Annotated in this window: 19 protein-coding genes and 3 tRNA genes; 8 read left to right on the top strand and 14 right to left on the bottom strand. The window is 52.5% G+C overall.

The window, feature by feature from the left end; genetic code table 11:
* Positions 1 to 144 precede the first annotated feature (144 nt).
* From AACU55_RS03155 to AACU55_RS03145, 3 genes are all read left to right on the top strand, one after another.
* Positions 145 to 221, top strand: a tRNA-Met gene (locus AACU55_RS03155).
* A 62-nt stretch (positions 222 to 283) separates the two neighbouring features.
* Positions 284 to 360: transfer RNA gene (locus AACU55_RS03150), tRNA-Met, on the top strand.
* Positions 361 to 433: 73 nt separating this feature from the next.
* A tRNA-Met gene (locus tag AACU55_RS03145) sits at positions 434 to 510 on the top strand.
* A 100-nt stretch (positions 511 to 610) separates the two neighbouring features.
* Here the strand turns inward: AACU55_RS03145 and amiC are convergent.
* Positions 611 to 1,861: an N-acetylmuramoyl-L-alanine amidase AmiC gene (gene amiC, locus AACU55_RS03140; protein ID WP_112152499.1), complete on the bottom strand. Its 1,251-nt coding sequence runs from the start codon at positions 1,859 to 1,861 to the stop codon at positions 611 to 613.
* A gap of 228 nt (positions 1,862 to 2,089) precedes the next feature.
* On the opposite strand from amiC, the gene argA reads away from it, so the two are divergent.
* Positions 2,090 to 3,415 carry an amino-acid N-acetyltransferase gene (gene argA, locus AACU55_RS03135; RefSeq protein ID WP_013574171.1) on the top strand — a complete coding sequence of 442 codons (1,326 nt, stop codon included), beginning with the start codon at positions 2,090 to 2,092 and terminating at the stop codon, positions 3,413 to 3,415.
* Positions 3,416 to 3,491: 76 nt separating this feature from the next.
* On the opposite strand, the gene ptrA is transcribed toward argA, so the two are convergent.
* From ptrA to rppH, 9 genes are all read right to left on the bottom strand, one after another.
* The gene (gene ptrA, locus AACU55_RS03130; RefSeq protein ID WP_134706633.1) at positions 3,492 to 6,377 is read right to left on the bottom strand and encodes a pitrilysin; all 2,886 of its coding nucleotides are present in this window, start codon (positions 6,375 to 6,377) and stop codon (positions 3,492 to 3,494) included.
* 302 nt (positions 6,378 to 6,679) lie between these two features.
* The gene (locus AACU55_RS03125; RefSeq protein WP_037035158.1) at positions 6,680 to 7,024 is read right to left on the bottom strand and encodes a prepilin-type N-terminal cleavage/methylation domain-containing protein; all 345 of its coding nucleotides are present in this window, start codon (positions 7,022 to 7,024) and stop codon (positions 6,680 to 6,682) included.
* Positions 7,017 to 7,502 carry a YgdB family protein gene (locus AACU55_RS03120; protein WP_240785676.1) on the bottom strand — a complete coding sequence of 162 codons (486 nt, stop codon included), beginning with the start codon at positions 7,500 to 7,502 and terminating at the stop codon, positions 7,017 to 7,019. The genes AACU55_RS03125 and AACU55_RS03120 overlap by 8 nt, the downstream gene beginning before the upstream one ends.
* Complete coding sequence (locus AACU55_RS03115) at positions 7,499 to 8,086, bottom strand: prepilin peptidase-dependent protein (RefSeq protein ID WP_112197927.1); 588 nt, start codon at positions 8,084 to 8,086, stop codon at positions 7,499 to 7,501. Before AACU55_RS03115 ends, AACU55_RS03120 begins: the two co-directional genes overlap by 4 nt.
* A complete protein-coding gene (locus AACU55_RS03110) occupies positions 8,077 to 8,538 on the bottom strand; it encodes a prepilin peptidase-dependent protein (protein WP_134706632.1) in 462 nt (153 codons plus the stop codon). The genes AACU55_RS03115 and AACU55_RS03110 overlap by 10 nt, the downstream gene beginning before the upstream one ends.
* Positions 8,539 to 8,819: 281 nt before the next feature.
* Complete coding sequence (gene thyA, locus AACU55_RS03105; RefSeq protein WP_013574165.1) at positions 8,820 to 9,614, bottom strand: thymidylate synthase; 795 nt, start codon at positions 9,612 to 9,614, stop codon at positions 8,820 to 8,822.
* 6 nt (positions 9,615 to 9,620) lie between these two features.
* Positions 9,621 to 10,490: a prolipoprotein diacylglyceryl transferase gene (gene lgt / locus AACU55_RS03100; protein ID WP_013574164.1), complete on the bottom strand. Its 870-nt coding sequence runs from the start codon at positions 10,488 to 10,490 to the stop codon at positions 9,621 to 9,623.
* 182 nt (positions 10,491 to 10,672) lie between these two features.
* Entirely contained in the window at positions 10,673 to 12,919 is a 2,247-nt protein-coding gene (gene ptsP, locus AACU55_RS03095) for a phosphoenolpyruvate--protein phosphotransferase (protein ID WP_013574163.1), read from the bottom strand.
* 11 nt (positions 12,920 to 12,930) lie between these two features.
* Positions 12,931 to 13,458, bottom strand: coding sequence for an RNA pyrophosphohydrolase (gene rppH, locus AACU55_RS03090; RefSeq protein WP_013574162.1), 528 nt, complete (start codon positions 13,456 to 13,458; stop codon positions 12,931 to 12,933).
* 695 nt (positions 13,459 to 14,153) lie between these two features.
* On the opposite strand from rppH, the gene mutH reads away from it, so the two are divergent.
* The 3 genes from mutH to AACU55_RS03075 all read left to right on the top strand — a co-directional run bounded on the left by mutH (position 14,154) and on the right by AACU55_RS03075 (position 16,370).
* The gene (gene mutH / locus AACU55_RS03085; protein ID WP_013574161.1) at positions 14,154 to 14,840 is read left to right on the top strand and encodes a DNA mismatch repair endonuclease MutH; all 687 of its coding nucleotides are present in this window, start codon (positions 14,154 to 14,156) and stop codon (positions 14,838 to 14,840) included.
* A gap of 86 nt (positions 14,841 to 14,926) precedes the next feature.
* Entirely contained in the window at positions 14,927 to 15,145 is a 219-nt protein-coding gene (locus tag AACU55_RS03080; RefSeq protein ID WP_015689428.1) for a YgdI/YgdR family lipoprotein, read from the top strand.
* 184 nt (positions 15,146 to 15,329) lie between these two features.
* Entirely contained in the window at positions 15,330 to 16,370 is a 1,041-nt protein-coding gene (locus AACU55_RS03075) for an NADP(H)-dependent aldo-keto reductase (protein WP_013574159.1), read from the top strand.
* A 62-nt stretch (positions 16,371 to 16,432) separates the two neighbouring features.
* Here the strand turns inward: AACU55_RS03075 and lplT are convergent, their stop codons facing one another.
* The 3 genes from lplT to AACU55_RS03060 all read right to left on the bottom strand — a co-directional run bounded on the left by lplT (position 16,433) and on the right by AACU55_RS03060 (position 22,422).
* A complete protein-coding gene (lplT, locus tag AACU55_RS03070) occupies positions 16,433 to 17,644 on the bottom strand; it encodes a lysophospholipid transporter LplT (protein WP_015689427.1) in 1,212 nt (403 codons plus the stop codon).
* On the bottom strand, positions 17,641 to 19,806 hold the full coding sequence (gene aas, locus AACU55_RS03065; protein WP_134706631.1) for a bifunctional acyl-ACP--phospholipid O-acyltransferase/long-chain-fatty-acid--ACP ligase: 2,166 nt from the start codon (positions 19,804 to 19,806) through the stop codon (positions 17,641 to 17,643). Before aas ends, lplT begins: the two co-directional genes overlap by 4 nt.
* Before the next feature lie 357 nt (positions 19,807 to 20,163).
* Positions 20,164 to 22,422 carry a molybdopterin guanine dinucleotide-containing S/N-oxide reductase gene (locus tag AACU55_RS03060; protein WP_134706630.1) on the bottom strand — a complete coding sequence of 753 codons (2,259 nt, stop codon included), beginning with the start codon at positions 22,420 to 22,422 and terminating at the stop codon, positions 20,164 to 20,166.
* A 252-nt stretch (positions 22,423 to 22,674) separates the two neighbouring features.
* Here AACU55_RS03060 and galR point away from each other — a divergent pair, with 252 nt between their 5' ends.
* Complete coding sequence (galR, locus tag AACU55_RS03055; RefSeq protein ID WP_013574155.1) at positions 22,675 to 23,682, top strand: HTH-type transcriptional regulator GalR; 1,008 nt, start codon at positions 22,675 to 22,677, stop codon at positions 23,680 to 23,682.
* Here the strand turns inward: galR and AACU55_RS03050 are convergent.
* Positions 23,679 to 24,128, bottom strand: a complete 450-nt coding sequence (locus AACU55_RS03050) for a GNAT family N-acetyltransferase (protein ID WP_112198701.1) — start codon at positions 24,126 to 24,128, stop codon at positions 23,679 to 23,681. The two genes, galR and AACU55_RS03050, sit on opposite strands and share 4 nt — an antisense overlap.
* Between the last annotated feature and the right edge of the window lies 1 nt (position 24,129).

Raw genomic sequence — 24,129 nt, 5'->3', positions numbered from 1 at the left:
CAGCCGAAAAAAGTGTACTGAGCCAAATTGAACACCAAACGGCGATTTTGTGCATAAAAAGCCAGCAACTAAGTGCTTTATTTGAATAAATTCAAAAAAGGGTTGCACGAAATCTCATGGGGAGTATAGTTCGCCTCCATCGGACGCGGGGTGGAGCAGCCTGGTAGCTCGTCGGGCTCATAACCCGAAGGTCGTCGGTTCAAATCCGGCCCCCGCAACCAATTCGATATCGATGCACTTAATGCCCGGTTGAATTGTACGATGAATTAAAGCAGTATACGGACGCGGGGTGGAGCAGCCTGGTAGCTCGTCGGGCTCATAACCCGAAGGTCGTCGGTTCAAATCCGGCCCCCGCAACCAATTCGAGACAGACGCATAAAGATGCTCAGTTCGAATAATGTGATGAAATAAAGCAGTAAACAGTAGTGACGGACGCGGGGTGGAGCAGCCTGGTAGCTCGTCGGGCTCATAACCCGAAGGTCGTCGGTTCAAATCCGGCCCCCGCAACCAACTACTAAAAATCAGTGAAAAACATCAGGCACCCTAACGGGTGTTTTTTTGTATCTGAATTCCGGCGAAGCGCGGAATAATCACCCCGCCCCCGCGCGACTCATCCCATCGTCGACATCCCGCCTTGTGCGAAATACGCTTTGATCCCGGCCAGAATTGACTCCGCCACCTGCTGCTGAAAATGCGCAGTCCGCAATTTTTTCTCTTCATTAATGTTACTGATAAACGCCGTTTCGACCAGAATCGACGGAATATCCGGCGCTTTCAATACCGCGAATCCGGCCTGATCCACTTTATTTTTGTGCAGATGATTAATCTTTCCCATGCGCGTCAGCACTTCTTTGCCAAATTTCAGGCTATCGCTGATGGTTGCCGTCTGAACCAGATCAAACATCGTGTGATCCAGATACCGGTCGCCACTTTTACTGACGCCGCCTATCAGGTCAGATTCATTCTGCGTTTGTGCGAGAAAACGTGCTGCGGAACTGGTGGCGCCTTTGGTCGACAACGCAAAAACCGATGAGCCTCTTGCTGCCCGACTGGTAAAGGCATCTGCGTGGATAGAGATAAAAAGGTCTGCCCGCAGTTTTCGTGCCTTTGCCACGCGGACTTTGAGCGGAATAAACACGTCTTCATTGCGGGTCATATGCGCTTTCATATTGGGTTCACGCGCAATCAGCTTCTGTAATCTGCGGCCAATCTGCAACACGACATCTTTTTCACGGGTCTTGTATTTGCCAATAGCTCCCGGATCTTCACCGCCATGGCCGGGATCAAGCATAATCACCAGCGGCCGGCTTCGCCCCGCCTGGCCGTCTTTCTTCGTTTCCGGCGGTAACGTTCTCGCGACATCTCCGCGGTTGTAATCTTCCAGTAACGCCAGCAGCGGATCATCCTGAGCACTGATCTCACCTTCTTGCGGATACAAATCAACCACCAGCCGGTTATGGAATTCAGCGACCGGTTTCAGCGTGAAGACATGCGGATTGATTGTACGCTTTAGCTCAAACACCAGACGCACCGTTTTGGTATCAAACTGCCCCACCCGCGCCTGCCGGATGTAAGGATCACTTTGCTGGATTTTTTCACCCAGTCCCTTGAGCACACTGTTGAGATGCACGCCTTCGATATCCACCACAACGCGTGGCGGATCACTGAGCAGAAACTGCTTATATTTTAAGGGCGTGCTGGATTCGAGGGTGATTCGGGTATAAGTAGACGAGGGCCAGATGCGTACGGCAATAACCTGTGAGCTGGCCGCAAAACCTACTTTACTCACGCTGAGCATCCAGGAAGCAGCTACGGTTTGCAGGAGGCGTCGTCTTCCGGGATTGTGAGTATCGTCAGTCATGCAGTCTCAAAAAGGTCCAAAAGTTAAAAAAAGATGATAAAAAACTCAATTTACGAATTCTAACGAATCATATCCTGCATGTCATTCCTAAACATTTAGTCTATTTATCAATTTGTTGTATGTTTGTGATAGGGGTTAAAACAAAAACAGAGATTTCTTGCTTGCCACAGGGCCATAAAAGAATAAAAATACAAAAATTACGAATAAAAATTCATACGAGGTTTTGCCGTGAAGGAACGTAGTACTGAACTGGTCCAGGGATTTCGCCACTCAGTTCCCTATATAAATGCTCACCGTGGCAAAACATTCGTTGTCATGCTCGGTGGAGAAGCCATTGAACATGAGAATTTCAGCAATATTGTCAATGATATCGGCCTGTTACACAGTTTAGGCATCCGTCTGGTGGTTGTTTATGGCGCCCGACCGCAGATTGATGAGAACCTTTCTGAGCATAATTACGAACCGATTTATCATAAAAACATCCGCGTCACCGATGCCCGCGCACTCGAGCTGGTTAAGCAAGCCGCAGGTCTGCTGCAGCTCGATATCACAGCGCGGCTTTCGATGAGTCTGAATAATACGCCACTTCAAGGTGCACACATCAACGTCGTCAGCGGCAACTTTATTATTGCTCAACCGCTGGGCGTCGATGACGGTATTGATTACTGTCACAGCGGGCGTATCCGCCGTATTGATGAAGAAGCGATTCACCGTCAGCTCGACAGCAATGCCATTGTCTTGCTTGGCCCGGTGGCAGTTTCGGTTACCGGTGAAAGCTTCAACCTGACTTCTGAGGAAGTAGCGACACAACTGGCAATCAAACTGAAAGCGGAAAAAATGATCGGCTTCTGCTCTTCTCAGGGGGTAATCAACGAGGAAGGTAATATTATTTCCGAACTGTTCCCTAATGATGCACAGCAAAGAATTGATCAGATGGAATCCAGCGGTGACTATCTTTCCGGCACCGTTCGCTTCCTGCGCGGCGCGGTGAAAGCCTGCCGCAGTGGTGTACGTCGCAGTCACCTGATCAGTTATCAGGAAGACGGTGCGCTGGTTCAGGAACTGTTCTCGCGAGACGGTATTGGTACGCAAATCGTGATGGAAAGTGCCGAGCAAGTGCGTCGTGCAACCATCAACGACATCGGCGGCATTCTGGAACTTATCCGGCCGCTGGAGCAACAGGGTATTCTGGTGCGTCGTTCCCGCGAACAGCTGGAAATGGAAATCGATAAATTTACCATTATCGAGCGGGATAACCTGACCATTGCCTGCGCAGCGCTTTACCCCTTCCATGATGAAGGGATTGGCGAAATGGCCTGCGTGGCGGTTCACCCGGACTACCGCAGCTCTTCACGCGGTGAAATGTTACTGCAACGCGTTGCCAGCCAGGCGAAACTTATGGGGCTGAACAGGCTGTTCGTACTGACGACCCGCAGTATTCACTGGTTCCAGGAACGTGGCTTCAAGCCAGCAGAAGTGGATGTGTTGCCGATTCAGAAACAAGAAATGTACAACTACCAGCGTCGCTCCAAAATACTGATCGCCGAACTGTAAAAATCTCACCACCTTTCCTCCGTGGTAAAAAAGGACGCTCTCGCGTCCTTTTTATTTTGCTTTGCACATCAGTACGTTATTTATCCGTGTGCGGTTCCAGCACCTGTTGCAACGTGGAGGTGTCAGGCCAGGTTTTAAAGCCCTCAGGCGCCGCATATTGTGGGGTCTTGCTGTCGTTGCCTGAGACCTGCGAAAGCATCGCCAGACCATCCTGCTTCATTACAGCCTGATCGAAATAATCCGCCAGTTGAGTTTGAGTCAGCCCGGCAATAACCCGGATCACATTCGTGCGGGTATCAAATTGCGGATTTCCGCGACTGAAATCATTCCCCAGACGGTCGGCTTCCTCATCTAGCGTCTGCGGATTTTGCTGCATTTCATGCACCAGTCCCTGTTTATATTGCAGAAACTCATCATCCTTCATTTCACGCAGACGTTTTTCTGCCTGCTGATAAAATGCCAGATAGCGCTGATACAGATAGTCAGGTTGCTTGCTGTTACTTTGCAGCAGGAAACCAATCCCCCACTGTTTTCCTACCGGAATAGGGAAAGCAAACACGGCATAACCCAGTTGTTCCTGTGTCCGAAGCTGGCTGTAGAACCATGGCTGAATAATCTGTCCCAACAATGCACTGTACGCCATGCTCTGAACTTCATCATAACCGGTGGGAACATATACCGCTGCCAGTGCTGAGTCCGAACTTGTCCCGATACGCTGGATATTTGCTTTCAGCGGCTGAGTCACTACAGCCTGCTTTCCGCGCCACCACCGTGTCCCATGCGCGCCCAGCTTTTGCATAATTTGCTGAGACATCGCTTTAACCTGATCAGCCGTCATGTTCCCCACAACCATCATTTCCACGGCAGCATGGTGAACCAGTTGTTCACGGTAAGCGTTCACGTCATCCAGTGTGATGGCAGAAACCAGCTTTTCACGCTCGCTGCGCTCGGTGTAAGGCACCCGCGAAAGTAACTGAACCGGTTGCAGCGCCAGCTCAAACGCTTTTCCTTTATCTGCTGAAGCTAAGCGTTCGAGATACCATGATTTCGCCTGATCAAGCTGTTCCTGAGTCGGTTTGAAATCGGGGTAGTTATCAACCAGTGCGGCCAGTAAATCAGGCAGACACTCGGTAAAACCTGTGGCAGTAAACTGCAAACCGTTATCCGGAGATGTCCCGAACGTGATCCCGCCAATGGATGCCTGATAACTTAGCTGATCAAAAGCCACGCCGGTGAGGTAATCCGTCAGGCCATAGAGCACCTGATTTTTAGCCGTGCTGAGCGACTGCTCATTGCGGAAAGAAACAGTCACATTGGCTTTAGGCTCATCAGCAAAATAACGACTCGGCATGTAGAACACACGCAAACCTTTATCTTCAACAAGCAGCTCAGGTTTCGTCGCCGTCGAATCTTTAGTGACCAGCGCAAGTGAATCAGGAATGTACGGATTCAGCGCTGGCAGGGACAGCGAAATCCCCTTCCCCAACGTCTGCCACTGCGAGTAGGTTTGCGCGGAAACTTTATCAATTTCATATGGCGCATTAACGAAGTAGGCCACTTTATTGTGCGGCTCGTTCGGACTGATGATCCAGTAACGCGCATTTTGCGGCGTCATTTCTGTTAGACGTGACTCAATCGCTTTGGGGTCATACTGGTCAGTCAGATAAGGTGAGTCGAGAACGTGTTCGACAGGAACCCGCAACATGGTGTCCACCAGCCATTCGACATAATCCATATCACGCGTCAGCGCCGGATAGCGGAAGTCGAGCGCCATAACGTGGGCAATTTCATCAAAATAGGTTTTTTTGATGCCCTGAGCGCGTATTTCGTTGAGATAGTTGAAAATGGCTGCAATAACCGTATCGCGCTGCGCCAGTCCCTTATCAGTCAGGGAAACAGAGATATTGAATACGCCCATATTACGGTTAACCATCGGGTCCGCACCTGCGCTGATCCCATCGGCATAGCCTTGCTTCTGTAACCAGTCTGATAAGGTATTCGGGCTGCGGTTACCCATCAGATAGCTGATATAGGTGTCTGTTTTACTGCGAAAATGGGCACTATTATTATCAATTGCAAATTCAACCCGTAATTCTTTGCGCGGCTGTGCAGGAACGAAATGGATAAACTCACCCTTTTGGTCTGCTGTTAATGTCGGGACCGTAATCGGCGGCACGGCTGCGTGGTGATTGGCGATCTGACCAAAGGTTGTGGCGGCCAGCTCAGCAAGTTCAGGCAACGGTTTATTACTGTAAATCACACCGACCATCAGGTTGGCAGAATAGTAGCGCTGATAAAAAGCCGTCAGCTGATCATGAAGCTTACTGCCCGGTTTATCTTTCAACGTATCCAGGTTACCGCCTGAAAAACGGGACGCCGGATGCCTGGGATTTAATGTCTCTGCGCGAACTTGCGCCATCCGCATGCCGTCACGGGATCGGGCCATGGTCAGCTCAGCGTTCACCGCGTTACGCTCACGGTCCCCGTTGGCGGGGTCTAACAACGGTTCACCGATAGCATCTGCAAGGCGATCTACCGCTTCTGGCAAGGCATCGTTTTCTACTTCAAGATAAAACGCGGTGCGGTAAGAAGCAGTGCTGCCATTGTGGCTGCCACCGTGTTTCTTAAGGAATTCAGACAGACTTTCCGGCTGAGGATATTTCTTCGAGCCCATCAGTAACATGTGCTCAGTATAGTGGGCAAGACCCAGCTGAGAATCAGGATCTTCCAGCGAACCGACAGGAATGGCCAGCGCGGCGAGTGATTTGGGGGCTTGAGAGTCAGAAACCAGCAAGACGGTCATATCATTAGCCAGTTTAATTGCCTGATACTGGCGAGGGTCGTTCTGACTTTTATTGATAGCTTGTGCAAAAGGCTGCCAGTCGGCTGCACTTGAAACAACAGGGGCCCAAAAGGTCAATAACAACAGTACCCCGGAAATGCGGGTAACGTGTTTTAACATTGCCACTCTCCCTCAATCGAATAAACGTGCCACACGGGCAATAAATATACAGCTCACCGGTAGATGAACCTCAACAAGCTGTTTTGAGCGGTTAAGCCTGCTAAGACCCCGCAGAAACAGGATAGTTGTGAAAAAAATCGAATCGGGATTTTCTTCCTATGTTCCGTCACGTTTTAACCATAAAGCCAATTGCTCCCAATAGGGAAAAATAACCCTGTTAAACCACTCTAAGCTGTTAGCCCGCCATTGCAAGTGGCTTAACAGTATTTTTGTCCGGCAATATGCGGCTTACAGGCACAACTTCAGGGGCCAAAATTGCATATTAAGCGCTGCAATATTGCCTGATATTTTGCCGGCGTTTGAATTGTCGCAGTGACCAGCTTGCAGGATTGTGCATCTGAAATGCCTGTAAACCGATATTCCCAATCTTTCGCTAAAGGCTCCGTCCCCTTTCCTGCCACTGAATATGCTTCAAGCTGGGAATGTGCTTCTGACCACGCCTGCTGAACCTGCCACTGACGCATAAACCCATTGCTCAGTGATTGGTAATAATTCAGGAGTCCCAGAATGGAAACTGACAAGAACAACATGGCGATCAGCGCTTCCGTGAGGCTGAAACCTTGCTGTGCTGAGTGGCTTTCATTCATTGCAGATCTGCTCATCAGCCTCAGGACAAAAATCCAGCCATCCCTGTGTCAGCGGTGAAAAAATCAGATTTCCACCAGTCTGTTTTTTAATACTGACTTGCTGATACTGCATAACCGGCTCATTGCCTTCAGCCATTCTTCCCTCACCACGAACCAGAAAGATATCCTGACGCAATGAAGGCCGGGTACACGTCCTGCCACTTCCTGAAACAATGAGGCCTGCGGGCACATCCCGGCACTGCCAGAGAGGTTCGCTGCTGTCTTTCCATGACTGGCGGATACCCCATGCTAATGCTGAGGCTGCATTTTCCCGGGCAATGACATAGCGGTGCTGATTTGACGTCAGCGCAAGCCCGGCGGAAAGTTGCTGTTGCAGCGAGTTAAGGGCAATCAGCCCTAATCCCATCATCACCAGAATACTCAGGATCATGGCGCTCCCCCGCTGTCTGGACGAATCGCGCATTTTTTCTGCTGTCATAAGACGTGGCCTGCAATCATCTCGGTCACCTGCCGGTGGATGAAAGGATTTTTGCTCCAGCTGGCTTCAAGTTGCAGAGAATACAAGCGGCCGGAGCCACTTGCTGCGACCTCGGTTACCACGAACCGGGTCACGCTGACTTCAGCAGGGTCGAGGAGTTTTTCCCAACCTCCACTGCTGCAATCACCCGCCCCGCGCTGGATCTCAATACCGCCCTGACGCAAACGGTAACCAAAGTATTCAGAGTCCGCCGTCCCGGGCTTATCCCATGTTCCGTTGCGGTTCAGGTCATAGATAACAAGGATGCAGGAGCTGGTTGCTTCACCCGCAGCGTTGCCGATGATGACAGATTTACCCGCGCAGGTTCCGTTACAGAAACCGGCCCGGCGAATATCTTTGCCAATGGCAAAAGTAGTCTGGCGCAACAGTTGCTCGAGCTGATAATGTCGGCCCAGACTCTGGCTTCTCTGGCGCATCAGCGGATAGATTTGCGCGGCACTGAGCATCAGCATGCTGCCAATCCCCATCGCAATCATGACTTCAGGCAGCGTGAATCCCTGACAACGGGCTAAATTCACTGGCATAAGCCGATACTCAGTAAAGGCTGATTTTCACTACACGTACGTAACCGTCCTCTGACAGAAAGTACGATTCGCAAACTACCCGCTGAATTTTTTAGTGTGATATGTCCGGCAAGTGCGGCATTACGCAGGCCGTAAAAACCCATGGTTTTTTCACTGACAGCGAGTAACTCTACACCGGGTTCATTGATGGCGAATATTTTACCCACGGCATTATGACAACCTGAAGGGCGGGTTCCGCTACCCACACATCCATTAGCACCGGCAATGCCCCATAAGACAGCAGAACGATTGTAATTATTGGCTTCGGCCTGCACCCCGTACAAATACAAACGCAGTTGCTGAGCAGATTGCTCAAGCTTTAATGCCTGCTGATAATCGCGCCAGCTGTGGATTCCCCACAATGTGCACATGGCGACCAAAGTCACAACAACCATCATTTCTATCAGCGACATTCCCTCTTCCCCTGCCCGCTCAAATGTTTTCATGCGGCCAAAATAGGCATTTAGATTTTTTCCGCCACTGGCAGAGTCATTTTTTCCAGGATGTCGTGAGAACTATCGGTGCAACGAAATCCACGCGACAAATAAGTTGCGTGATGTCTCGCAGGGATAGTATCGGGATGTAAATCGGGATTGGAATCGTCAGTAAAAGGCGTAAAAAGTGGAGCAGAGGGAAAGCCGGATAAAAGGGAAATGGCCGCCTGACAGTACTGTCAGGCGGTAAAAACAAGGAATCAGATCGCGACCGGCGCTTTGATTGCGGGATGCGGATCGTACCCTTCAATCTCGAAATCTTCGAAGTTGTAATCAAACAGGGAGGCAGGTTTGCGTTTAATGACAAGTTTTGGCAATGCACGAGGCTCACGCGTCAGTTGCAGATGTGTCTGTTCCATATGGTTGCTGTACAGATGCGTATCACCACCGGTCCAGACAAAATCACCGACTTCCAGATCACATTGCTGCGCCATCATATGCACCAGCAGCGCGTAGCTGGCGATGTTAAACGGCAGTCCGAGGAAAACGTCGCATGAACGCTGATACAACTGACAAGACAGTTTCCCGTCGGCCACATAGAACTGGAAGAAAGCGTGGCAAGGTGCCAGCGCCATCTGATCCAGTTCACCCACATTCCACGCCGACACAATAATGCGGCGTGAATCAGGGTCTTTTTTCAGCTGTTCAACAACGCTCGCCAGTTGGTCGATTTGCCTGCCGTCAGCCGCGCCCCAGGCACGCCATTGCTTGCCGTAAACCGGGCCGAGGTCGCCATTCTCATCTGCCCACTCATCCCAGATGCTGACATTATTTTCACGCAGATAGGCGATGTTAGTTTCACCTTTCAGGAACCACAGGAGTTCATGAATGATTGAGCGCAAGTGACAGCGTTTGGTGGTGACCAGCGGGAAACCTTCCTGCAAGTTGAAACGCATCTGATGACCGAAAATCGACAGCGTGCCTGTACCGGTACGGTCGGCTTTAGGGGTGCCCTCATCGAGCACTTTCTGCATTAAATCCAGATACTGTTTCATGTTACCTCACGACAATTGTTTCTGCGGACGGCGATATGCCCAGACCATCACAATCAGGCCAATGACAACCATTGGAATGGACAGAACCTGCCCCATGCTGATGATCCCGTCGAACAGACCGAGCTGTGCATCCGGCTGACGGTAGTGTTCAACGATAATACGGAATAAGCCATATCCGATCAGGAACAAGCCTGATACCGCACCCATCGGGCGTGATTTACGGATGAATATGTTCAGAATGATGAATAGCACGATGCCTTCAAGCAGCAGTTCATACAGCTGGGAAGGATGGCGCGGCAATACGCCGTACTGGTTCAACAAAGGCTGCCATTTAGGGTCAGCCGCCGCAATGGCGATATCTTCCTGACGGGATCCCGGGAACAGCATTGCCCATGGCACATCTGTGGTCACACGGCCCCAGAGTTCACCATTAATGAAGTTACCCAAACGACCTGCGCCAAGTCCAAACGGGATCAGCGGAGCGATAAAGTCGGAAACCTGGAAGAAGTTGCGTTTGGTTCGATGGGCGAAAATCAGCATGACCACGATTACGCCAATCAGGCCGCCGTGGAAAGACATGCCGCCATCCCAGACCTTGAAAAGATAAAGCGGGTTATCGAGGAATAAAGGCAGATTGTAGAAGAAAACGTAACCGATACGACCACCGAGGAATACCCCCAGGAAACCAGCATACAGCAAGTTTTCAACTTCATCTTTTGTCCAGCCGCTGCCTGGCTTATTGGCACGGCGTACTGCCAGCCACATCGCGAAGACAAAACCAACTAAGTACATCAGTCCGTACCAGTGGAGAGATACCGGTCCGATTGAGAAAATCACCGGATCAAACTGGGGAAACGCCAGATAGCTGTTGCTCATCTATCACCACAAATTGTTTATGATTATTGCCCGTTCAGGGGCCAGCAGGGAGCGAATAGTAGCATAGCCGGAAGGTTTTCCGGGGCTAAGCCGCTGGAAAAGTTCTGTAAAAAATCATCTCATCCTGTGCCGGAAAGCGAGCAGGATGGGAGTAATACGGCACAAAGCATCAACTCAGGTGCTTATTTACCACCACGGATCAGGCCGCCCAACCCGCGTCTTTCCATAAAAGCAGCGGTCATATGACGAACGTCCGTCGTAAAATGCGCCTGCAGCACCCGACCGGCAAGCTCTTCGGCATCATGAAGTTCGATACGGCGAAGCAGGTATTTTACACGGGCAACACTGCGCCCGTTCATACTGAGATTACGAAAGCCCATGCCGGTAAGCAGTAACGCGCCCATCGGATCACCCGCCATCTCGCCGCATAAGCTGACATCCAGCCCGGCAACCTCAGCGGTGGTGACAATTTGTTTGAGCACCCGCAGCATCGCCGGATGCAGGCTGTCATACAGCCCGGCAACGCGGGTATTGTTGCGATCAACAGCGAGCAGATATTGCGTCAGATCGTTGGTACCGACGGAAATAAATTCCACTCTTCCGGCCAATGCAGGCAACATAAAGACCATTGATGGGACTTCGATCATTACGCCAAGACGCGTATGTGGCAGCTCGTAACCCAACTGTTCTTCCACTTCACGTCCGGCGCGATCGATTAAACGACGGGCCTCATCAATCTCTTCAAGGCTGGTAACCATCGGCAGCAGAATACCGAGATTTCCGGTCGCAGCATTGGCACGCAGCATCGCGCGAACCTGAATCAGGAAAATTTCAGGCTGATCGAGAGTAATACGAATACCGCGCCAGCCCAGACAAGGGTTTTCCTCGCTGATCGGCATATAAGGCAGCTGTTTATCAGAGCCGATATCCAGCGTTCGCAATGTCACCGGCTTTTGCGGAAACAACTGCAACATGCCCTGATATTGCGCGACCTGCTCTTCTTCAGAAGGGAAGCCGCTTTGCAACATGAAAGGAATTTCGGTGCGATACAGCCCGACGCCGTCAACGCGGCTGCCGAACAATTTTTCATGGTCAGCACTCAGACCGGCGTTGAGCATCACTTTCACCCGCTCACCGCTTTTCAGCGCTGCAGGTTGCTCAACATCATCTTCAGCCTTCTGACTCAGCTCCATTTCTTCGCTGATCAGCCGCGTGTATTCCGTGACCAGTACGGCTTCCGGATCAATCAGCAGCTCACCGCGATAACCATCGACAATCAGCTGTCGCTGACTGAGCAGTGCAGGCTGAATATCGGCGCCCATGACGGTCGGCACGCCCATCGCACGGACCAAAATCGCCGCATGCGAGTTAGCTGCACCATCACGAACTACCACACCTGCCAGCCGGTCCTGCGGCATTTCGGCCAGCAAAGTAGCGGTCAGTTCGTCAGCAACCAGAATAAAACGTTCCGGCCACTGTGTGTTGCCCTGAATCGTATCATCAAGATGGAAAACCAGCCGCTGGCCCAGCGCACGTAAATCGCTGCCACGCTCACGCAGATAGGTATCCTGCAAGCTGGCAAACTGCGCCGCAAACTCTTCCACAACCTTTTTAACTGCCCACTCCGCGACGGCGCCCTGATCTATTTGAGCGAACAGTTCACGCTTGAGGCGTGCATCATTAAGAAGGTGAGAGTAGAGGTCAAAAATCGCCGCGCTTTCTTTCTGCGCACTCGCCGCGAAACGTTTACTGAAACGGCGGAACTCAGCACCGGCGTCTTCCAGGGCCCGGGTCAGACGTTCGCGTTCACGTACGGTATCCAGCGTAGACGCCATATAAACGTGATCGAGCGAAGGTTGCGAGCTGTCCTGCCAGCCGATACCGATGGCCACACCCGGCGATGCGGCAAGCGCACGAACGCGCGTCTGGCGAAAGCGCCCGTAAAGCACATTAAGCTGTGCCTGAGAAAGGATCGCCGCCAGCTGAGTGGCGAGCGTGACCATAAACGACTCTTCACTTTCGTCGAACTGCCGGTGTTCGCGTTGCTGAATAACCAGCACACCCAGCAGCTGACGACGGTGAATGATCGGCACACCCAGGAAGGATCGGAAAAGATCTTCTTTTACGGCGGGGATATATTTAAAACTGGGATGGCTCTGCGCATCGGCAAGGTTAATTGGCTCAGCCAGACGCCCTACCAGACCCACAATCCCCTGATCAAACGCCAGCGTAATAGTCCGCCCGCGAGGTTTTTTCAAACCTCGCGTCGCCATCAGGTAATAACAACGGCGGTCATTGTCAGCGAGATAGACGGAACAGACTTCCGTGTCCATCGCCAGGCAGGTTTCGTTGACCAGTACATCCAGCGCATCATTGAGGCTGGACGCCATTGCTACCTTTTCAACAATTTCTCGCAAACGCGTGAGCATCTCTTCGTGACTTAGCCTCTTTTACGACGATAGGCGGGCGATGTCCTGGGAAGGGAGACTTCCTGCATCGGCATAATCGTGGTGGAAAACTCTTTCATTACACGCCGGTAAACATCGCGCTTAAATGACACCACCTGACGAACCGGATACCAGAAACTCACCCAACGCCAGCCATCAAATTCAGGCGTACTGCTGCGCTGCATATTGATATCAGCATCGTTACACATCAGTTGCAGCAAGAACCATTTTTGCTTTTGGCCGATACAAACCGGCTTTGTGTCCCAACGCACCAAACGTTTTGGCAATTTATAACGTAACCAGTTACGGGTTGAAGCCAGAATACGGACATCTTTACGGCCAAGCCCCACTTCCTCAAACAGCTCGCGGTACATGGCCTGCTCAGCGGTTTCACCAGGGTTTATGCCCCCTTGTGGAAACTGCCAGGAGTGCTGGCCGTATCGTCTGGCCCACAACACCTGACCCTGCTTGTCACAGATTACAATACCAACATTCGGGCGGTAGCCATCATCATCGATCACCGGACTACCCCAATAGCTAAACTCATAGATGTACTGATTGTTTCATACTACCAACAGGCGGTAAACCACTGGTTAATACCGATCAGCATGAATAAAAATGGGATAACTCACAGTTATACGCCAAGTTATAAACAGATTTTAAAAATCACCTGCGATTTTATTCACTTTTTCTGTGGATAGGTATGTGAAGAACTTCAGAGTAAGCAGGGTAAAACTCTTCTTAACTTATTTTTACCGGGAAAACATGCTCCCGTAAAAACCTTTTAAAACAATTTATTACCTACATTAAACAGAGTTATCCCACGGTTAAAAATGAGAGTTATCTCACACCTTCAAGTGATCTGGCGAAAGATCCACCAATGTTGTTTTTATCCACAGCGATCGTCTAAAAGTTGACGTCATTGCCCCAAAAATTGGATAAAACCCCTCCCGTCAAGCCTGTAAATCGAACCAGTGATCGAATTCAGGCAGGGTTATCCAAGAAATCTGTGGATAAGTAGGTGGAAGATCCTGTTCATTGTCGCCTTCAACAGGTGATCAACCTAATCGTTAAGGCGCAAAAGAAGTCAGAAACCTGAAAAAAAACTAAGACAAATCATGCTATTATTTCATTGCTCCACAGGAATAAGTTTTTATTCACTGTGCATGACAAAAGCAGTACGAAATTTAATCTATTGAGTGAGCATTGTTTTTTTATGTCTATTCCTTTACCTGCCACCCAGCCTCCGCACAACGAACAGCAACTGTTGCACCGCGCACAATCGCTGGCGGGTCATACGCTGGGTGAACTGGCCGCTCACGCTGGCCTGCCCATTCCTGAGAACCTTAAACGGGAGAAAGGCTGGGTCGGTATGCTGCTTGAGGTGTATCTCGGCGCCATCGCAGGAAGTAAACCGGAGCAGGATTTCGCTGATATTGGCATTGAGCTGAAAACGATCCCAATTGATTCCCGTGGCAGGCCGCTGGAAACCACATTTGTCTGCGTTGCCCCGTTAACCGGTAACAGCGGCGTGACGTGGGAAAACAGCCATGTGCGCCATAAACTGGCGCGGGTTTTGTGGATACCGGTCGAAGGTGAGCGCCAGATCCCCCTGGCTGAGCGCCACATCGGGGCGCCTTTATTATGGCAACCCTCTGAGGAAGAAGATGAGCAACTGCGTCAGGACTGGGAAGAACTGATGGATTTGATTGTTCTGGGTAAAGTCGAAAGCATCACAGCCCGACATGGGGAATACCTGCAAATTCGGCCCAAAGCTGCCAACAGCAAAGCGCTGACGGAAGCGATCGGGGAGTCAGGGCAACCCATTTTGACGCTGCCGCGCGGCTTCTATTTGAAAAAGCGTTTTACGGCGGCGCTTCTGGCCCGCCATTTTCAGCTTTAACCGATATCATTTCCCGCTGCCTGCGGGATAGTTTGCTACGCTAAATGTGAATATCTTCGGTACAACAAAAAGGAACGTTAACGATGATGAAGAAAACTTTAATGGCGGCCGGTGCTGCGCTTGTGGTGTTGAGCCTCGCGGGCTGTGCCAGCGATTATGTGATCTCAACCAAAGACGGCAATATGATCCTGACTGATGGTAAACCTAAGCTGGATAAATCTACCGGACTGCTGAGTTACACAGACGAACAAGGCAACGACCGCCAGATCAATAATGACAACGTCAGCCAGGTGATGAAGCGTTAAGCATTACGCTTCTTAACCCGTCGCAGAGCCAGTTATCAGGACTGGCTCTTTGTTATTTTATCCACCGACCGCGTCGTTCCTCCCGCACACACTGCCACTTCCCCCATCTGCCAGCCTTGTATATAGTCAGTTAAGGCGCTTTTTCTAACAGGCTGACATTCTCAGATATAAAGGAAGACCGGCAATGCAATATCACCGTATACCCCACAGTTCTTTAGAAGTGAGCTTACTGGGACTTGGCACCATGACTTTTGGTGAACAAAACAGCGAAGCCGACGCCCACCAGCAACTCGATTACGCCGTTGCGGCGGGCATCAACCTGATTGATACCGCAGAGATGTATCCCGTTCCGCCGCGTCCTGAAACCCAGGGGCTGACGGAAAGCTATATCGGCAGCTGGCTGAAAGCCCGTGGCAACCGTGAGAAAATTGTTCTGGCGAGCAAAGTCTCCGGGCCTTCCCGCGGCAATGACAACGCCATTCGTCCGGCTCAGATGCTGGATCGCAAAAATATCCGCGCGGCGCTGGATGCCAGTCTGCAACGTCTGAATACGGATTATCTGGATCTTTACCAGTTGCACTGGCCGCAGCGTCAGACCAACTTCTTTGGCAAACTGAGTTATCAGTACACCGAAGAGCAGTCTCCGGTTACCTTGCTGGAAACACTGGAAGCACTGAATGAACAGGTTCGTGCCGGTAAAATCCGCTATATCGGCGTTTCTAACGAAACCCCGTGGGGCGTGATGCGTTACCTGCAACTGGCGGAGAAACATGATTTGCCGCGTATCGTTTCGATTCAAAACCCATACAGCCTGCTGAACCGCAGCTTTGAAATCGGTTTGTCGGAGATCAGTCAGCACGAAGGGGTTGAACTGCTGGCCTATTCCAGCCTGGCGTTCGGCACGCTGAGCGGTAAATACCTTAACGGTGCGAAACCGGCCGGGGCACGTAATACGTTGTTCAGTCGTTTCACCCGTTACTCATCACCGCAGGCTGAAGCGGCGATTGCTGAATATGTCGCGCTGGCGAAGAAACGTAATCTGGATCCTTCTCAGATGGCGCTGGCCTTTGTGCGTCAGCAACCGTTCGTGGCCAGCACGCTGCTGGGCGCCACCACAATGGAACAACTGAAGATCAACATCGACAGTCAGGATCTGACACTCGATGAGGAAATCCTCGCTGATCTGGAAAACATCCACAAACGCTTCACCATTCCTGCGCCGTAAATCCTGATTGCAGGCAACAAAAAAGGGCGCTGAGCGCCCTTTTCTTTTGTGCGAAAACAACATTACGCCATACGGCGTTTCTGCATGTTTTTCCAGATCCACAACCCGGCAATCGCCAGCGCGAACACCACACCGAACCCGATGCCAATCGCCACCACCGGCGCACCGGCCATCACCACCAGCGAATACAAGCCGAGCATCAGCAGCATGGCGGTGTTTTCACCCAGATTCTGTACGGCAATCGCGTTACCGGCACCGACAGAAATTTTACCGCGATGCTGCAACAGGGCATTCAGCGGGACCACAAAGAAGCCGCCTAAAATCCCCACCACCACCAGCACAATGTAAGAACTCAGCATACTGGTTTGCAGCGCAAAGACCACCACGGCGATACCGATGGCGACGCCTGCTGGCAGGCAGCGTTTCACGGTTTCCAGACGGATTAACTTCGCCGCCGCTCCCGCACCAAACACAATCCCGATCGCCACCATCGCATTCAGCAAGGTCGGGGTTTTGTTATCGGTGATGCCCAGCGCCACGGGAACCCACAGCACCAGCAGGAAACGCAGCGTCACGCCCGCGCCCCAGAACAAGCTGGTACCGACCAGCGAGAAGCGGGTTTCGCCATCCTGCCACAAGGTTTTGCAGGCAGAGAAAAATGTCCGGCTCATTTTTGCCGGATTCCATGACTGCCCCGGACGCGCCGGGTTCAGCTTCGGAATAAACCAGTTTGCCGCCACTGCCGCGCCATACGCCAGCACACAGATACCGAGCGCCGCCAGAATGCTCCAGTCAGCCAGTGCGCCACCGGCCACAGAACCCAGCAGGATCGCGGCAATAGTAGAGGCTTCCATCAGGCCATTGGCTTTCACCAGTTGTTCACCACTGGCGATCTCGCCCAGAATGCCGTATTTCGCCGGTGAATAAGCCGCAGCGCCAATGCCGACCAGCGTATAACCGAGGAACGGATTCATGCCCGCGCAAATCACCGCCGCGCCCGCCAGTTTCAGCAGGTTAGCGACCATCATCACGCGGCCTTTGGAAAAACTGTCGGCAAACTGCCCGACAAACGGCGCGAGAATGATGTACGTCGCCACGAACGCCATTTGTAAAACGGGCTGGCTCCAGTCGGGATAAAGCTGTTGTTTGATCAGCGCCAGCGCGGCAAACAACAGCGCGTTGTCACCGAAAGCCGACAGGAACTGCGCCACGATCACCGCCGTCATACTCTTTGACATCAACGGCCCTGCAGCCGCCTTTAAAGGCTGACTCATACTTCACTCTCCGGGTTCTCTGCCATCTCGCGCAGGGTGACAAAATCGGGTTTACCGCTGCCGAGCAACGGTAACGCTTTAACGACGCGAATTTCACGCGGCACGGCCAGTTCCGGCAACCCCAGTTCACGGGCAGCTTTACTTAACGCATCACGACGTAACTCAGTATCAGTGGTAAACAGCACCAATGCCTCGCCTTTGCTGGCATCACTGCGCGATGTCGCCGCATGCTGTTTATCCGGTGAAGCCTTGATCGCCAGTTGCTCGACGCTTTCCAGCGAGACCATTTCTCCCGCCAGCTTGGCAAAACGCTTCACGCGACCACGGATGGCACAGAAACCTTTTTCATCCAGCGTGACGATATCGCCGGTGTCATACCAGCCCGCCTGCATTTCACCTGCAGCATTCTCAGCCTGCGGAGTTTCCAGCACACCCGGATTTTCGACGCGCAGATAGCCTTTCATGATGTTCGGCCCGCGCAGTTGCAGACGACCGCCCTCCTCAATGCCCGGCACGGTAATCAGACGAGACTCCATCCCCGGCAGAATTTTGCCGACGGTATTCACTTTGGTCGCCATCGGTACGTTGATCGCCACCACCGGCGCACATTCGGTCACACCGTAGCCTTCGAGAATGCGGATACCAAATTTGTTCTGCCAGATTTCCTTGGTGCTTTCAGCCAGTTTTTCCGCACCGGCCACCACATACCGCAAGCGGGCAAAATCATACGGATGGGCAAAGCGGGCGTAATTGCCCAGGAACGTTGAAGTACCGAAAAGCACGGTACAGTTCTGGTCGTAGACCAGTTCGGGCACGATGCGGTAATGCAGCGGACTCGGATACAGGAACACGCGAGCGCCGGTGATCAGCGGCGTTAACAATCCGACGGTCAGGCCAAAGGCGTGGAACAGCGGCAGCGACGACATAAAGCGGTCACGCGGCGTGAAGTCCGCCACGGTACGGATTTGCTCGACGTTAGCCAGCAGGCTGGCGTGTGAATGCACCACGCCTTTCGGATTACCTTCAGAACCCGAAGTAAACAGCACCAGTGCTGCATCATCGGCTTTTTGCGGCAGCATCGCACGACGCGGGAAGATCAGATGGAACAGGATCCACAGCTTGTCCTGCGTGGTCACCGTGTCTTTCAAATCTTCCAGATAGACCCAGTTCGCCTCTGGCACGTTCTCCGGCAGGTGCGTCAGTTTGCCTTTTTCAAGGAACTGGCGGGAGGTAATAATGGTTTTGATCTGCGCCGCTTTCATCGCGCTTTGCAGCCCTTTGGCACCCGCAGTGTAGTTAAGCAACGCCGGAATACGGTTGCGCATTGACGCGCCAAACAGCGCCGCCGCCATGATCGTGGCATTTGGCAACAGCATCCCGACATGCTCACCTTCGCGGGTAAAACGTTGCAAAATGCGGCTCACGCCCAGGCATTTTTTCAGCAGTCCCTGATAGGTATCTTCTTTGAACGCGATATCAGCGATACAGGGTTTGCGACGGCCATAACGGGTTTGTGCGGACAAAAACGCCTGATACAGCGTTTCCGGTTCGCGGGTATCCATACGCGCCTGCATCATAATTTTATGCAGTTGCTCACCGGCGAGAATGCGGCGGTCACGTGAACGCGGCGCATCCGGCATCGGAATGGTAGTCGGCGGCAAAAGATTGATGGTGACCTTCGGGAACCAGCGGATTTTAAAGCTGCCGAACAACCGGCCAAACGGCGTATATTCCGGCCCGTCTATGCGCACCGGAATGACGGTCGCCTGTGACTTCGCCGCCACAAAGGCCGCGCCGTCGTAAATCTTCATTAATGAACCGGTAACCGTAATGCGCCCTTCCGGAAACACAACCACCGGACGCCCTTTCTCCACCTCGCGGATCAAATGCTTGATCGCCATCGGTTTAGTGGGATCCAGCGGCATGAAGTCCACATAGGGTTTCAGCCAGCGCATAAACCAGCTGTCCGTGATGTTGGAATACACTGCAAATACCGGTTTGACCGGCAGGAAAAGCACCAGCAACATGCCGTCAATAAACGAGACATGGTTCGGCGTGAGGATTAAACGCGGGTAATTAAAATCGTTTCTCGCCGGGGTCACTGTGACCCGGAACATCAGGCGGAAGAGCCATCTGAACGCGGCGAAAAGAAAGTTATACATGTTTGCCATCTCCTTATGTGTCATCCCTGATCTTGAAGAAAAAGGTTGGGGAAACAGCATACTATAAGCCGCTGAAAAATGACGACAGTCAGAGAGAGTTTAGGAGGGAACTGATCGGTGTGCCGGAGTTGAGGCAAAAAAAAACCTACGCATCCGCGTAGGTTGGTGCAAATTTAATCGGTATCAACATGCAGAGCACGTTGATGATTCACCAATCAATACCTCTGGGACGTTCAATTTAGCTGTTTTGTACGAACCACAGCCAGCAGGCAATCGAAACATAATTCCGCAAAGTGTAACGAGTGGTGAAAATAGGCCCGATTTATCCTAAATCGGGCTAACTATTTAAAAACTACCTTAAACAGGTCCCACTTCGACCAGGCAACTCATGGCATTTGGCCCCTGCGTCAGACGCGACGTGCCGATATCCAGCGTCAGTACATTCGGGTTCCCCGCCTGCTCGGTTTCCTGCCATTGACCACCAAAGCCAGGATCAAACCAGGCGCCGGTCGACATCAGCACCACGCCACGCGTAATTCCGTCACTGAGTGACACCCCCGCCAGACAACTGCCACGCGCATTGTGCACTTTCACCCGGTCTCCCTCTTTGAGCTGACGGCTGAGAGCATCTTCCGGATGCATAAACAACGTTTCCTTACCGGCGGTTTTGTTCGACTGCGCCAGCGGCGACTGATCAAGCTGGCTGTGCAGACGATCTTTTGGCTGAATGGAAATCAGGTGCAGCGGCCACTGTTTGGCACTTTCCGCGCCCAGCCATTCTACCGGCGGCTGCCACTCCGGGTGCGGCGCGAAATCGTCATAACCGTAACCCGCGATGGTTTCGGAGAACAGTTCGATTTTGCCGCTGTGGGTCCCCAGCGGATTAGCACGCGGGCTTTTACGGAATTCCTCAAAGAACACGTAATCTTTTTCCGGCACCGGCAGTTCAACAAAACCGCGCTCCCAGAAGGTTTCAAAGTCAGGCCATTCCACGCCGGTGCCTTTCTGCGCTTCGCCGCACTGACGGTAAATATGGCGCAACCATTGATCTTCATTACGCCCCTGCGTGAACTGCTCGCGGTAACCGAGACGGTCAGCAATGTCAGCGAAAATATCAAAATCGTTACGCGCCTGATGTTGTGGCGCAACAGCCTGATGCATCGCCAGCACGAAGCGGTCGCGTGACGATCCGCCGATATCATTACGTTCCAGCGATGTTGTCGCAGGCAGCACGATATCCGCCATCTGCGCCGCTGGCGTCCAGACGTTATCCTGCACAATCACGGTGTCCGGCTTCTGCCAGCCTTCGACCAGACGGTTCAGTTGCTGATGATGATGGAACGGATTACCGCCCGCCCAGTGCACCAGGTGAATATCGGGATAATTCAGCGTTTCGCCCTGAAATTCATACGGCTGGCCGGGATTGAGCAGCATGTCACTGATACGCGCCACGGGGATCGACAAACCAGAAGGATTCGGCCCGGCACTGACGGCAGGCCCCGGCGTGTCATAACGCGGATTACCCACGCTGTTCATCGAACCGTGACCGAAGGAGAATCCGCCGCCCGGCAAACCGACCTGCCCGAGCATGGCGGAAATGGCGATCATCATCCAGTAAGGCTGCTCGCCACGGTGAGCACGCTGTACAGAATAAGAACAGGTGATAAAGCTGCGTACACCGATCAGATCATCCGCCAGACGCGCAATACGCTCAGCCGGTACGCCGGTAATGTGGCTTGCCCAGTCAGGGGTTTTCGGGATGCCGTCAGTGTCGCCGCGCAGATAGGCGGCAAGTTGCGGATAACCGACACAATGGCTCGCCAGAAACGCCTCGTCCTGCGCTTTTTTACGCTGAATCTCAAACGCAACGGCCATCATCAGCGCCGCATCGGTGTTCGGGCGGATCGGGATCCACTCTGCATTCACGAATTCCGGACAGTCGTCGCGCATCGGGCTGATGTTAATGACGCGGGTGCCTTTTTTCGCCAGCTGTTCCAGCGCCGGTTTCAGGGTATGTTCCACCGCGCCGCCGGACGCCACTTGCGCATTTTTCAGCGCCAGACCGCCAAATGCGACCAGAATGTCAGCGTGTTCGACCACACTTGGCCACGAGGTCACGCGTCCGGTCAGCGGGGTAAACGTGCCGATAACGTACGGCAGGAAAAATTGCGCCGAGCCCCAGCTATAGTTGCCCTGCTGATCTACCCCGCCGCCGCCGGTGAAATAAAAACGACGCACCAGAGAACGGGCGTGATGCAGACGTCCGGCCGATGACCAGCCGTAAGAGCCATTGAAAATGCCGGAAGCGCCGTAGCGATCACGCACGCGTTTATTCTCTTCGGCCACCAGATCCAGCGCCAGATCCCAGTCCACTTCGACAAAATCTTCGCGGCCCCGCAGCGAACGATCGCTGTTTTCGCGATGTTTCAACCACGAGCGGCGCACGGCCGGTTTGCGGATACGTTTGTCGGAATAGACCAGCGGCGCAATGGAATCGAGCAGAGGTGAAGGATCGGCATCCGCCTTATAAGGTTCACAACGGATTAAGCGGCCATCTTCCACCACAGCGGTATATGCGCCCCAGTGGGCCAGTTGCGGATAGCGTTTTATCGACATAATTTCTATTTTTCTCAGCGCAGATAAATGACTTTAAAAATACCATTCACTGCGCTGACACTTCAAAGAACAAATAATCTTAATAAAACGCATTTCCACCCTATCGCACTGGGATTTCGGTTAATCACCACGATCTTTTCCCGTTACATCGCGCTTACATCAAAAAGTTGCGATCAGCATCCTTGCAGCCACCGGTCTTTTCCGCAAAACTGGTCAGTGTAAACGATTACCCTCACGGAAAACGGAAGTGTTATGGCAACGATTAAGGATGTAGCAAAACTGGCAGGCGTATCGGTTGCGACCGTTTCACGCGTGATAAACCATTCCCCGAAAGCCAGCGACAGCTCGCGGGAAGCCGTACAGAACGCCATGCAGCATCTGCAATATCATCCGAATGCCAACGCCCGTGCCCTCGCCCAACAGGCAACCGAAACGCTGGGGCTGATCGTGGCCGACGTCTCTGATCCGTTTTTTGGCGCGATGGTCAAAGCGGTCGAACAGGTGGCCTACGCCACCGGCAATTTTCTGCTGATTGGTAACGGTTATCACAACGTTGAAAAAGAGCGTCAGGCCATTGAGCAGTTGATCCGCCACCGCTGTGCAGCGTTAGTGGTTCACGCCAAAATGCTGCCGGAAGATGAGCTGACCAGCCTGATGCAGCAAATCCCCGGGATGGTGCTGATTAACCGCACGTTGCCGGGTTTTGAACAGCGCTGTATTGCACTCGATGACCGCTACGGTTCCTGGCTGGCGACGCGCCACCTCATTCAGGCCGGCCATCAGCGCATCGCGATTTTATGTTCCAACCACGGCATTTCCGATGCCAGTGACCGGCTTCAGGGCTATATCGACGCCCTCACCGAACACAACATTCCGGTGGATGACAAGCTGATTGCCTACGCGGAACCTGATGAAATCGGTGGTGAAAAAGCCATGGCGGATTTACTGGGATTGGGCAAAGGATTTACGGCGGTGACCTGTTACAACGACCCGATGGCCGCCGGTGCATTATCGGTATTAAGCGATAACAGTATTGATGTGCCGGGCGAAATTTCGCTGATTGGCTTTGATGATGTGCTGATTTCACGCTATCTGCGCCCGCGTCTGACCACCGTACGTTATCCGGTGGTGGCAATGGCGAATCAGGCAGCGCAACTGGCGTTAGCGCTGGCAAACGGTCAGCCGTTACCGGAAACAACCCATATGTTCAGCCCGACGCTGGTACGTCGTCACTCGGTGAGCGGCCCGGCAAACAGCTAAAGATGTTGATGGAAAAGATGCACCGGCTTATCCGGATAATCCAGCGCATCGCCGATATATTTCCAGCCAAAACGTTCGTAATAGCCGGTGAATTCGGCATACAAATACAACTCACAAAAGCCGCTGCGGCGGCTCTGTTCCAGTACAAATGCCTGTAACTGCTGCCCCAGCCCGCACGAACGGAAATTTTCATCCACGTATAACGCCGCCAGCCACGGGGTAAGATCCTGACGGCTGATTAAATCACAGCGCCACAGGCCCACGGTTCCTGCCAGCCTGTCGCCTTCGAGTGCGATAAACGTTTGCGGTAAGTCCGCACCGGACAGGCTGCTTCGCACCACGCTGGCAAAAAACTCCCGGCTGTTTTCGCTGCCAAATGCCTGCCAAAGCCAGTCTGTGACCGCGTCCTGAAATTCAGGCCGTTCACTCAGATTAATAATCTTCATC

Origin of the sequence: Rahnella sp. CJA17(1/100) (assembly GCF_963881615.1) — a bacterium.
GTDB classification, from domain to species: Bacteria; Pseudomonadota; Gammaproteobacteria; order Enterobacterales; family Enterobacteriaceae; genus Rahnella; species Rahnella aceris.
Note: the sequence above shows the minus strand (reverse complement) of the source record. Positions and strands in the feature narration are given on the sequence as shown.